This is a genomic window from Luteimonas soli (assembly GCF_042648865.1).
Classification (GTDB): domain Bacteria; phylum Pseudomonadota; class Gammaproteobacteria; order Xanthomonadales; family Xanthomonadaceae; genus Luteimonas; species Luteimonas soli.
In genome coordinates this window covers 340,245-351,619 of the sequence record NZ_JBHRYA010000007.1, presented here as the reverse complement: position 1 = coordinate 351,619, position 11,375 = coordinate 340,245, and the positions used below count along the sequence as shown (strand labels likewise).

Genomic DNA, 11,375 nt, shown 5'->3' with positions numbered 1-11,375 from the left:
ATGGTCTCCGGACACCGATCTCGGTGCCTTCCGCAATAGGAGTTCGTCGGCAGTCACTGAGGGGGGGCTCGCCGGCCAGCTGCTCCAGGGTCGGCTCCTGTACCGCTTCTAGGTATGCGGTCGAAGCGTTGATCACGAGAATCAGTCGACCGCGACGGAGACTTGGAGCCAGCGATGTCCGCTTTGGGTCGTAAGCGGCCCAAGATGGTCGCCGTTCAAGGATCGCGTTCTGACGCGAAGTTCGACTGACCATCGGAGTGCTGCAGCACTTGCGATGCTCTAGTTTCATTTACCACGAGAGCCTCCGAGCAGGGCATGGCTGAAGCGGCGGCGTGCCTCATGCGGCGGAGCCCGTACAAACTATGCAGTTTCAACCCAGCCCTTTGACCACGGTAAACGCATGATTTATATGGGATTCTAGGTAAGCTGGCATTCTAAAGCGCATAGTCTGTGCGGTCGCTGGCCAACAGAGGCACCGACTATGGTGTTCTAGAGGCACCGCTTTTGGAATCTTGGCCACCAGGCAAGCGCCTGGCAGGCTCGATCAGCGGTCCGCGGGCATCGGCGCCAGCAGCCCCGCCCCGTCCGGCAGCGTCAGCGCATGCAGGATCCGCAGGTCCTCTTCGTCCAGGACCGTCTGCGCGTCACCACGGAAGTGCAGCCGGAACGCACGGACCACGGCTTCGGGATCCGTGGTGTCGTAGCCCACCAGCCGCAGCGCACGCATCGCATCGAAGCCTTCCGGCGCCGGCGGCGCGTCGTCCGCCGGCCAGATCCCGAAGCCGGCTTCGGCCAGCCGCTTCCATGGGAACAGCGGACCCGGGTCGATCTTGCGCGTGGGCGCAAGGTCCGAGTGCCCGATCACCTGCGTGCGCGGGATACGCAGGCGCGCGGTGAGGTCGTCGAGCAGGCGCAGCACCGCCTGCACCTGCGGCTCGGTGAAGGGCTCGCGGCCGTCGTTGTCGATCTCGATGCCAATCGAGGCCGAATTGAGGTCGGTGATCGTGCCCCAGCGCCCGCCGCCGGCGTGCCAGGCGCGGTGGGCATCGGCGACCAGCTGGTAGATCGCGCCGTCGTCACCGACCAGGTAGTGCGAGCTGACCGGCCCGCCGCTGTTGCGCGTACGCAGCGTGTGCAGGCTCTGCTCGACCGATTCCTGCTCGGTGTAGTGCACGACGATGATGACCGGGCGCCGCTCGTCGAAGTTCGGCGACGGCACCCACTGCGCCATCGGATTGCGCGGCGGGGCGTGGCTGCAGGCCGACAGCGCGATGGCCAGCAGGGCGAGGAGGGTCAGGCGTCGGATCGGCATGGGGGCATTGCAGCGCGCGGGCGGGCTGATTGCAACCACGCGGTGAATCCGGATCGAAAAGCGTTTGTAGGAGCGGCGGAAGCCGCGAGCTCGTCGGCGGCCGCGGGGAAAGCTCGCGGCTCGCGCCGCTCCTGCAAGAGCCTGTCGTTGGCATCGTCTGAGACGTGGGCACCCCCTCCCAGCCTCCCCCTGCCTTCGCAGGGGGAGGGGCAACGGCAAGGGCTCGCGGCTTCCGCCGCTCCTACGGGTGCGTGTACGAGGTGCAATGAAACGGGGAACGCATCTCGCATTCCCCATTCCCTGTTCCCCATTCCCGCCTTTGCCTAGATCGCGTAGTACATCTGGTACTCGAGCGGATGCGTCGCGGCGCGGAACGCCGTGACTTCCTTCATCTTCAACCCGATGTAGGCGTCGATGAAGTCGTCGGTCATCACGCCGCCGGCCTTGAGGAACTCGCGGTCGGCGTCGAGGGCTTCGAGCGCCTGGTCGAGCGAGTGGCACACGGTCGGGATGTTCTTCTCTTCTTCCGGCGGCAGGTCGTACAGGTCCTTGTCGCTGGGGCCGCCCGGGTCGATCTGGTTCTTGATGCCGTCCAGGCCGGCCATCATCAGCGCGGTGAAGATCAGGTAGCCGGAGTTCATCGGGTCCGGGAAGCGCACTTCGATGCGGCGCGCCTTGGGGTTGGCGACGTACGGGATGCGGCAGCTCGCCGAGCGGTTCGACGCCGAGTACGCCAGCATCACCGGCGCCTCGAAGCCCGGCACCAGGCGCTTGTAGGAGTTGGTGGTGGAGTTGGCGAAGGCATTGATCGCACGCGCGTGCTTGAAGATGCCGCCGATGTACCACAGCGCGGTCTGGCTCAGGCCGCCGTAGCCGTCGCCGTTGAACAGGTTCACCCCGCCCTTGGCCAGCGACTGGTGCACGTGCATGCCGCTGCCGTTGTCGCCGACGATCGGCTTGGGCATGAAGGTCGCGGTCTTGCCGTTGCGGTGGGCGACGTTCTTGATCACGTACTTGGTGGTCAGCAGCTCGTCGGCCTTCTTCACCAGCGAGTTGAACTTGGTGCCGATCTCGCACTGGCCGGCGTTGGCGACCTCGTGGTGGTGCACTTCCACCTCGATGCCGACCGCCTCGAGCGTCTTGCACATCTCGGCGCGGATGTCGTGCAGCGAATCGAGCGGCGCGACCGGGAAGTAGCCGCCCTTGATGCCCGGCCGGTAGCCGGTGTTGCCGCCGGCGTACTCGCGCGAGGAGTTCCAGTGCGCCTCTTCCGAATCGATGTGGAAGAAGGTGTGGCCCATCTCGTTGGCGTAGCGCACCGAGTCGAAGATGAAGAACTCCGGCTCCGGGCCGAAGAACGCCTGTTCGGCGATGCCGCTGGACTTGAGGAACGCCTCGGCGCGGCGCGCGATGCCGCGCGGGTCGCGGGTGTAGGCCTGCATCGTGGTCGGGTCGAGCACGTCGCAGGTCAGCACGAGCGTGGGATCGGCGGTGAACGGATCGAGGAAGGCGGTGTCCGGGTCGGGCAGCAGCACCATGTCGGACTGGTGGATGCCGCGCCAGCCGCCTATCGAGGAGCCGTCGAACATCTTGCCGTCCTCGAACAGGCCCGGCTCGATGATCGACTTCGGGAACGTGACGTGGTGCTGCACGCCGCGCATGTCGGAGAAGCGCAGGTCGACGAATTCGACGCGATGGTCGGCGATGAGTTTTTCGATGTTTTCGATGGACATGGCGGGTGGCCGGCTGGGAGGTTGCCTTGGATATTGCAAGTGGCGTGCCAAGGCGGGATGGATTGCAAGCTGTTGATTTTGTTGAGAAACAAGGGATGAATTTGATCCTTTTGCACCTTGTTGGTGCGATCTGTTCGCCATTAGCACCAAATTGATGCAGATCTTCGGCTGCTCGGAGCTACGTAGGATGGGTAGAGCGAAGCGAAACCCATCGGCATGCCCAGATGCGCGGGATGATGGGTTTCGCTTCGCTCTACCCATCCTACGGCGAGTGACGGCCGGAACCTGGCGGCGCTCCCGTATCCTGTCCCGCCTGCCTCCACCCCTGGCCCGCCGTGACCGACCTGCTCGCCGCCCTGCTGCTTGGCATCATCGAAGGCATCACCGAGTTCCTGCCGATCTCCAGCACCGGGCACCTGCTGATCGCCCAGCACTGGCTGGGCCACCGCAGCGACCTGTTCAACATCTCGATCCAGGCTGGCGCCATCCTCGCCATCGCGCTGATCTACCGGCAGCGGCTGTGGGACCTGGCGATGGGCTTTTTCGGCCGGCGCGCCCCGGCCACGCACGATCCGGCCGGCATCACGCTGGACCCGGCGCAGGCGCGCGACTACGCGCTCAAGCTCGGGGTCGCCTTCGGCGTGACCTGCGTGCTGGGGGTGGTCGTCAAGCAGCTGGGTTTCGAGCTGCCGGACCGGGTCCAGCCGATCGCCTGGGCACTGATCCTCGGCGGCGTGTGGATGGTGGCCGCCGAGCACTTCGCGGCCAAGCGCGCGCAGGCGCTGGGCGAGCGCACAGCGATCAGCTGGACGGTGGCGATCCTGGTCGGCATCGCGCAGGTGGTGGCGGGCGTGTTCCCGGGCACCTCGCGCTCGGCGGCGACGATCTTCGTGGCGCTGCTGTTCGGCACCACCAGCCGGGTGGCGGCAACCGAGTTCGCGTTCCTGGTCGGCATCCCGACCATGTTCGCGGCCACCGCCTACGAGCTGGTCGACGTGATCGGCAGCGGCGAGGCGGCGAACGAGGACTGGACCGCACTGGCCGTCGCCTTCGTCGCCTCGGCGATCACCGCCTTCATCTCGGTCAAATGGCTGCTGCGCTACATCCAGTCGCACCGCTTCACCGCGTTCGCCGTGTACCGCGTGGCGCTGGGCGCGGCGCTGTTGCTGTGGTTGCCGGCAACGGTCTGAGGCAAGCGATGCTGGCCGCCTGGCGGGGGTACCTGCGTTGGAGTTCCGGATAGCGCACTGGGGGGCCGCGGATGGAAGCAGGTCAGGGCGAACCGGCAGCGGCCAGCCGCGCCTCCGGCGGCTTCTTCGCCGAACTCAAGCGCCGCAACGTGCTGCGCGCGGGCGTGCTTTACATCGGCGCGGCGTGGGCGCTGGCGCAGGGCATCGCGCAGCTGGGGCCGGCGTTCGGCATGCCGGACTGGGGGACGCGCTGGTTCGTGATCGCCTGTTGCATCGGTTTCCCGTTCTGGATCGCGTTCGCGTGGTTCTACGAATTCACGCCACAGGGCCTGAAGCGCGAATCGGAGGTCGCACCGGGCGACTCGATCACGCACAGTACCGGCCGCAAGCTGGATTTCTGGATCATCGGCGTGCTCGCCGTCGCGGTGGTACTGCTGGTCACCAACACCTTCGTGTTGCGGCGCGACGCCACCAGCGTGGCCGACCGGTCCGACGCGAAGGCCGTTGCCGCCGAACTCGCCAAAGTGCCGGCGAAGTCGGTCGCGGTGCTGCCGTTCACCAACGAAAGCGGTGACCCGGAGCAGGCGTACTTCTCGGACGGACTGTCCGAGGAACTGATCACCGCGCTGACCCAACTGGCCGATCTCAAGGTGATCGGCAAATACTCCAGCTTCAAGTTCCGCGATTCGAAGGACTCGCCGGCGCAGATCGGCGCGGCGCTGGGCGTGGCGAACCTGGTCACCGGCTCGGTGCGCCAGCAGGGCGACACGCTGCGGGTGACGGCGAGTCTGATCCGCGCCAGCGACGGCAGCGCGCTGTGGTCGCAGGCCTATGACCGGCCGCTGCAGGACGTGTTCGCGATCCAGAGCGAGATCGGCCGGGCGGTGGCGGACGCACTGAAGATCAAGCTGCTCGGCACTTCGTTGATCGATCGGCAGAAGCCGCCCAGCGGCAATGTCGATGCGTATCAACTGCTGCTGCAGGGCCGCGAGCAGTCACGGCGCCAGACCCGGACGGACTTCGAGCAGGCCATCGCGCTGATGGAGCGGGCGGTCGAACTCGACCCCGAATACGCCTATGCCTGGGGCGCGATGGCCCAGGTCAAGCTCGTCCTGGGTACCTCGTTCCTGGGGGGCGCGGAACGGCAACGGATACTGGCCGAGGCCCGCGCCGCGCTGGAGCGTGCGGCCACGCTGGCGCCGGAATCGGCGTTCGTGCATGGGCTGCGCAGCAGTTTTCTTGATTACCTGGACCATGACCCGGCCGGCGCGCTGGCGGAGGCGCGCAAGGCACTGGCAATGGCACCGAACGACGGCATGACGATGGTGATACTTGCCGACAAGTTGAAGAATGCCGGCCAACCGCAAGCGGCGCTGCCGCTGTTCCGCAAGGCCATCGCCAGTGACCCGCTGCGCGGCGACTGGTACGGGTTGATGGGCAACGCCCTGCAGCAACTGGGGCAATTCGACGCCGCGGATGCTGCCCTGCGCAAGCAGCTGGACCTGGAGCCGGACAACCCCCGCAACCATATGCAGCTGGCGACTGCGCTGGTAGCGCATGGGGACATCACCGGCGCCGGGCAAGCCGCGCGCAAGGCGGTGGCGATGGCGCCGGACGACCCTTCCAACCACCTGCAAGCCGCCCTGGTGCTGGATTACAGCGGACAACTTGCCGAGGCCGAACAAGCGGTGCACCAGGCGTTGGCGCTGGATCCGGAGTTACCCTACGCGCATGCCGCGCTCAGCGCCTTCGCGATCGAACGCGGCGACGCGGCCACCGCGCTGCGCGAGGCCGGACAGGAAATCGATCCGGACCTGAAAGCAGCAGCGCTGGCGCTGGCGCAACAACTCGGCAACGATCGCGCCGTCGCCGATGCCGCACTGCAGGCCTACATCGACCAGTACGGCAAGGCCGCGCCGTACACCGTTGCCCAGCTGTACGCCGTGCGCCGGCAGCCGGACGAAATGTTCCAGTGGCTGGAACGCGGCGCGGCACAGTACGACCTCACCATGATGCTCACCCTGTTCGGCGACCCGCTGCTGCGGCCATACCACGATGACCCGCGCTTCATGGCGTTCCGCAGGAAGGTGGGGTTGCCGCTGCCGGGCGGCGCCGATGCGGCGACTGCCGCCCCTGCCGTGCAGCAGTCGTCATGACATGATTCGTGGCGGCGTGACTGGTGTTGCGCCTGCAGGCTGCGCGTGAGGGGCTGCTTCGGCGCTGTTGTTGCCGGTGCCGGCGGCCACCGCGCCCGCCGGCCGAGCGTCGACCCCGTCCTGCGCGCCCGTGCGTTTGCAGGCCTTCCCAAAGGAGTCCCCGGCATGAACAAGACGACGCTATTGCTTCCCGTCGCGCTGGCCCTGGCGGCCTGCACGCAAGGCCCACCCGCGCCCACGCCGACCGGCCCGACACCTCCGCCCGCGGACACGAGCGCCCCGTACGTCGCCGACAGCGCCACGCTCGCCGGCTACCACTGGCGGCTGGCATCGGCCACCGACGCAGGCGGCGGGCGCATCGATGCGTTGTTTCCGGGCGGCGACCACGTGCTGACGCTCACGTTTGCCGACGGCCGCGTGTCGGTGTCCGGCGGCTGCAACGGCCAGGGCGCAAGCTACGCCGTGGGCGACGGCGGCAAGCTGGAGATCGGCCAGATGATGTCCACGCAGATGGCCTGCGAGCCTCCGCTGATGGACGCCGACTCGGCCATCGCAACGCTGCTGGCGCAGCCGCAGGAGGTGCACTTCGAGGAAGACACGCCGCCGCGACTGCGACTGGTCGCGGCCGACGGCAGCACCACGACGTGGACGGGCGAGGCCACGGCCGAAACCCGCCATGGCGGCGAAGGCGAAACAGTGTTCATGGAGGTCGCGCCGCAGCGCATCGACTGCCACCACCCGATGATGCCGGACTACAAGTGCCTGCAGGTGCGCGAGATCCGCTACGACGACAACGGCGTGAAGCAGCCGCCCGGCGAATGGGAGGCGTTCTACGGCGACATCGAGGGCTTCGAGTTCCGCCAGGGCGAGCGCAAGGTGCTGCGGCTGAAGAAGTTCGACAAGCCCGGGCCGGTGCCGGCGGATGCGTCGTCGATCGCCTACGTGCTCGACATGGTGGTGGAGTCGGAGCTCACGCGATAGGCATGCGTAGGATGGGTAGAGCCGAAGGCGAAACCCATCGGTTCCCTGTGCGCTGGATACGAGACGATGGGTTTCGCTGCGCTCTACCCATCCTACGGACAACGCCGTTGCGTTACGCGGCGGCGTTGTCCGGATGCAGCGAATAGTTTCCGTGCACCGCGGCTTCGGCCAGCACGTGGCCGTGCATGGCGCGGAACACGTCGCCGGCGGTGAAGCGTTCGGGCAGGTCGAGCCTGTCGACATCAAGCGCGAACAGGCGGAAGAAATAGCGGTGCATGCGCAGGTCGTTCGGCGGCGGGTACGGGCCGTCGTAGCCGAAGTAATCTCCCCCCAGTTCGGCGTCGCCCGCGAACCAGCCGGTGTAGTCGTTCAACCCCTGGCGCGCGCCCGCCGGGCCGCCGGGTGCGCGCTTGCCGCCCTTGTCGACGCCGTCGCTGCAGCTGCCGGCGGCGATCCCGCGCACGTCGGCGGGGATGTCGGCCATCGCCCAGTGGATGAACTCGCCGCGCGGGTGCGCGACCGGGATTTCGACATCGTCCCTGCCGGCCAGCGACGGATCGGTGGGCGCGTCGGCGTCGATGCACAGCAGCGCGAACGAGCGGGCGCCTGCAGGCACGTCGTCCCAGGCCAGCTGCGGGTTGCGGTTGCCGCCGAAGCCGCCTGGCGCACCGAGCGCGTACTCCGCCGGGATCGGGCCGTTGCTGTCGAAACTGCTGCTGTGGATGCGCATCGCGTGCCTCCTCGGATCAGGTTTCGGGATAGCCCAGGCGCCGTGCGACCGGCGTGAGCGCGGCGAAGGCGTCGGCCAGCACGCCGGAAAACTCGCGCCAGCGACCGGCTTCGAAGTGCGACGGGCCGAAGATGTCCGCCGGCGGCGCGGGCAGGTTCGCGTTGAGCGCCTCGCCCAGCATCGTCGCGACCGCGGCCGGGTCGTCGTGGATCTCGTCGAGCTTGAGCAGCGCGTAGATGATCGGGGATCCCTCGTGCAGCACCGCGACGTGCTCCAGGTGGCGCGCCAGCCACTGCGCCATCTGCAGCGGCGACTCGACCTGCAGCATCAGCGGCGCGCGGAACGCGATCCAGTCCAGCAGCATATCGCGCGGATCGCGCACGGCGATCAGCACGCGCGCGTGCGAAAGCTGCGTGCGCAGCATCGGCAGCAGCGCGTTGTCCCACCACATCAGCCAGTCGACCACCTCGCCGTTGGCCACGCCGCGCGCCGGCAGCTGGTCGCGCCAGTCGGCGGCAACCGCGGCCGGATCCAGCTCGCCCGCGGCCAGCTTCGCGGTGGTGTTGAAGTTCTGCAGCAGGTCTTCCGGCGAGCGCCCATGGATGAAGCGGTCGCCGCGGAAGGCCGGCAGCGCGCCGGCCAGGATCGCGGCCAAGCGCTCGACGCCCGAACCGGGCGCGCCGGCGAGGAAGGCGACGGCGGGTGCGTCCGCGGCCGGCTCGACGATCGGCGGCAGGGCCGGGGCCGGCGCGGTGGGCTCCGGCAGGGGCAGGCTGCGCGGAGCGGCATCGGCGTGCAGTCCGACCCAGCCCGCGATCGCCGCTTCCCGGTGCCCGGCCCGCAGCTGGGTGTGGGCAAGCCAATCGCGCAGTTCGTACTGCGCCTCAAGCGCCTGCGTCTGCGACATCAGCGACTGGATGTGGGCGAACGCGGCGTCGGGATCGCGCGCCACCAGCCGGTCGACGATGCGCATCTGCGCGCTGCGGTGCCCGGGCACGAGCGCGACGATGCGCCGGGCCATCGCCTCGGCGCCCTCACCATCGCGGCGCATGCCAAGCAGCGCCATGTTCGCCTCCAGCGCCGGCACCGACTCGGGCATCTGCGCCAGCCAGCGGCCGGCGACGTCGAGTGCAAGCGGGTCGGCGGCGTCTTCCACCGCCAGCCGCGCCTGCCACAGCGCCGCCACCTGCGGCGACGTCGCCAGCGCGGCCTCGAACACGCTGCGCGCCTGCTCGCGGTCGCCGCTGCGGCGCAACGCTTCGTACAGCGCCTGGAGCATGCGCGTGTCGTCGGGCTGCGCGGCCAGCGCCAGGCGCAGCTGCGGCAGCGCGCGCTCGGGGCGGCCGGCCAGCAGCTCCAGCTCGCCGGCGAGGCGACGCAGCGCGGGCGTGGTGTCGTCGCCTTCGAGCAGCGGCGCGAGCTCGTCGGCGGCCTCCTGCGGGCGACCCTGCCGGCGCAGCAGGTCGGCCAGCAGCGCGCGCACGCCGCGTGCCGAGGGCATCTTCTCCAGCGCGCCGCGGAAGGCCTGCTCGGCGAACGCCAGGTGGCCCTTCTTCAGGTGCGCGAAGCCCAGCGCGTAGCGGATCTGCGCGTCGTCGGGGGCCTCTTCGGCCGCCTGCGACAGCAGCGCCAGGGCGGCATCGGCGTCGCCGCGCTCCAGCGCGACGCTGCCTTCGAGCAGGCGCGTCCACGGGTGCTCCGGCTCGACCCGCGCCGCCAGCCGCGCCAGCCGCTCGGCTTCGTCGATGTCGCCGCGGCCCAGCGCCAGCTGCGCCTGCATGACGTAGGCGCCGAACTGGTTGGGGTCGAGCTCCACGGTCTGCGACAGCGCCGCCTGCGCGGCCTCCAGCTGCCGCCCACCGACCAGGTAGCCGGCGCGGTGGAAGTGCAGGTCGGCGTCTTCGGGCGCCAGCGCGATCGCGCGGTCGATGCTCGCCAGCGCGGCATCGCCGTCGCCGCTGGCACGCAGCGCCATGGCCAGCGCGCGGTGCGCCTGCGGGTCTTCGGGATTGGCGGCGGTCGCGGCGCGGGCCAGCGACAGGGCGTCTTCGTTCGCCCCGCGCCGGAGCGCGTCGAGGATGTCTGCTTGCATGGGATCAGTGTCGGCGGGCCAGGGGCCCGGAATCCGCCCATTCTAGCGGCCGCCCGCGCCGGCGGCTGCGCGCTGCAGCCACCCGCGCGCCACCTTCAGGCCAGCGTCGTCGCCAAGCGCTGCGCCACCCAGCGCTCGGCGAAGCCGTCCAGGCGCGCGTTCTGGATGAAGCCGCAGTGCCCGCCCCAGCGCGCGATCTCCAGCCGCGCCGTCGCCGGCAGTGCCAGTTCGTGGAAGTCTTCGATCGGGATCACCGGGTCATCGGCTGCCATCAGGATGTCGGTCGGCACCGCCAGCGCGGCAAGCCGGTCGCCGGCGATCGAGTAGCCGTCGAAGTAGTTGTCCAGGGTGCCGAAGTCGGTGTGCCGCTGCACCAGCCACTCGGTCAACTCGCGCATGTGCAGCTTCAGCGTGGCGTCGTCGAAGTCGTGCTGCTCGGGGAACAGCCGCCGCTTGCGCTGCAGCGACTCGCGCCACTTGTTCTCGAAGTAGCGCATGTACATCGGCGTGCCGCGCTCCATCTGCAGCATGGTGCGGGCCGGGTCGAGCACCGGGCACACCGAGGCCACGCGCGCCAGCTGCAGGCCGGCGGACGGCGCGCGCAGCGCCAGGCGCAGCACGAAGTTGCCGCCCAGCGAATGCCCGGCGGCGACCATCGGCCGCGGCGGCCCGCCTGCGGGCAGGAAGCGGCGCGCGATGTCGCAGGCCGCGTGCACCACTTCGTCGATGCGATTGGAGTGGAACAGCGCCTCGTTGAGATGGTGGGTGTCGCCGTGGTCGCGGAAGTTGAGGCGGAACACCTCGAATCCGCGCCGCAGCAGCTGCACCGCGGTCATGCGCATGTAGCTCGACTCGGTGCTGCCTTCCCAGCCGTGCAGCAGCAGGGCAAGCCCGCGCGGCTGCGTCCCCGGCAGCGTGGTGTGCAGGCCGTGCAGGCGCACGCCGTCGCCGCCGTCGATCATGTGGCCGGTGCTGACCGCGCCGATCCGCTTCAGGCCGTAGGCGCCGCGCATGCGCCGCATCGGGCTGCCGGCGAGGATCGACTGCAGGTGGCGATTGCGCAGCCAGAACGGCGGGCGGTAGTCGGCGCCGTGCAGGGGGCGGGTGCCGGCGGACGCCACCGTTTCGTCCGTGGTCGCAGGCGGGGTCTCGCGCGGTGGCGGCGGGACGCGGGACATCGG

The 11,375-nt window shown here is 69.3% G+C and carries 8 protein-coding genes; 3 read left to right on the top strand and 5 right to left on the bottom strand.

The features are described from left to right. Positions 1-544: 544 nt before the first annotated feature. Both ACFONC_RS09000 and glnA read right to left on the bottom strand, forming a co-directional pair. On the bottom strand, positions 545-1,312 hold the full coding sequence (locus ACFONC_RS09000; RefSeq protein WP_386743396.1) for an N-acetylmuramoyl-L-alanine amidase: 768 nt from the start codon (positions 1,310-1,312) through the stop codon (positions 545-547). A gap of 323 nt (positions 1,313-1,635) precedes the next feature. Then, on the bottom strand, positions 1,636-3,045 hold the full coding sequence (gene glnA / locus ACFONC_RS08995; RefSeq protein ID WP_386743395.1) for a type I glutamate--ammonia ligase: 1,410 nt from the start codon (positions 3,043-3,045) through the stop codon (positions 1,636-1,638). A 335-nt stretch (positions 3,046-3,380) separates the two neighbouring features. Here glnA and ACFONC_RS08990 point away from each other — a divergent pair, with 335 nt between their 5' ends. From ACFONC_RS08990 to ACFONC_RS08980, 3 genes are all read left to right on the top strand, one after another. Next, positions 3,381-4,235: an undecaprenyl-diphosphate phosphatase gene (locus ACFONC_RS08990; RefSeq protein ID WP_386743394.1), complete on the top strand. Its 855-nt coding sequence runs from the start codon at positions 3,381-3,383 to the stop codon at positions 4,233-4,235. A gap of 71 nt (positions 4,236-4,306) precedes the next feature. After that, positions 4,307-6,391: a tetratricopeptide repeat protein gene (locus ACFONC_RS08985; RefSeq protein WP_386743393.1), complete on the top strand. Its 2,085-nt coding sequence runs from the start codon at positions 4,307-4,309 to the stop codon at positions 6,389-6,391. Between the two features lie 165 nt (positions 6,392-6,556). Continuing rightward, positions 6,557-7,372, top strand: a complete 816-nt coding sequence (locus tag ACFONC_RS08980; RefSeq protein ID WP_386743392.1) for a DUF4377 domain-containing protein — start codon at positions 6,557-6,559, stop codon at positions 7,370-7,372. Between the two features lie 112 nt (positions 7,373-7,484). Here ACFONC_RS08980 and ACFONC_RS08975 read toward each other — a convergent pair whose 3' ends face one another. The 3 genes from ACFONC_RS08975 to ACFONC_RS08965 form a co-directional block, all read right to left on the bottom strand. Beyond that, the gene (locus ACFONC_RS08975; RefSeq protein ID WP_386743391.1) at positions 7,485-8,102 is read right to left on the bottom strand and encodes a YbhB/YbcL family Raf kinase inhibitor-like protein; all 618 of its coding nucleotides are present in this window, start codon (positions 8,100-8,102) and stop codon (positions 7,485-7,487) included. A 16-nt stretch (positions 8,103-8,118) separates the two neighbouring features. Further along, on the bottom strand, positions 8,119-10,194 hold the full coding sequence (locus ACFONC_RS08970; protein ID WP_386743390.1) for a tetratricopeptide repeat protein: 2,076 nt from the start codon (positions 10,192-10,194) through the stop codon (positions 8,119-8,121). A gap of 95 nt (positions 10,195-10,289) precedes the next feature. Further along, positions 10,290-11,372, bottom strand: a complete 1,083-nt coding sequence (locus tag ACFONC_RS08965) for a YheT family hydrolase (protein WP_386744621.1) — start codon at positions 11,370-11,372, stop codon at positions 10,290-10,292. Positions 11,373-11,375 lie beyond the last annotated feature (3 nt).

Coding starts and splice junctions, on each gene's coding strand:
- ACFONC_RS08985 (WP_386743393.1), top strand. CDS start 4,307: ATGGAAGCAGGTCAGGGCGAACCGGCAGCGGCCAGCCGCGCCTCCGGC.
- glnA (WP_386743395.1), bottom strand. CDS start 3,045: ATGTCCATCGAAAACATCGAAAAACTCATCGCCGACCATCGCGTCGAA.
- ACFONC_RS09000 (WP_386743396.1), bottom strand. CDS start 1,312: ATGCCGATCCGACGCCTGACCCTCCTCGCCCTGCTGGCCATCGCGCTG.
- ACFONC_RS08970 (WP_386743390.1), bottom strand. CDS start 10,194: ATGCAAGCAGACATCCTCGACGCGCTCCGGCGCGGGGCGAACGAAGAC.
- ACFONC_RS08965 (WP_386744621.1), bottom strand. CDS start 11,372: ATGTCCCGCGTCCCGCCGCCACCGCGCGAGACCCCGCCTGCGACCACG.
- ACFONC_RS08975 (WP_386743391.1), bottom strand. CDS start 8,102: ATGCGCATCCACAGCAGCAGTTTCGACAGCAACGGCCCGATCCCGGCG.
- ACFONC_RS08980 (WP_386743392.1), top strand. CDS start 6,557: ATGAACAAGACGACGCTATTGCTTCCCGTCGCGCTGGCCCTGGCGGCC.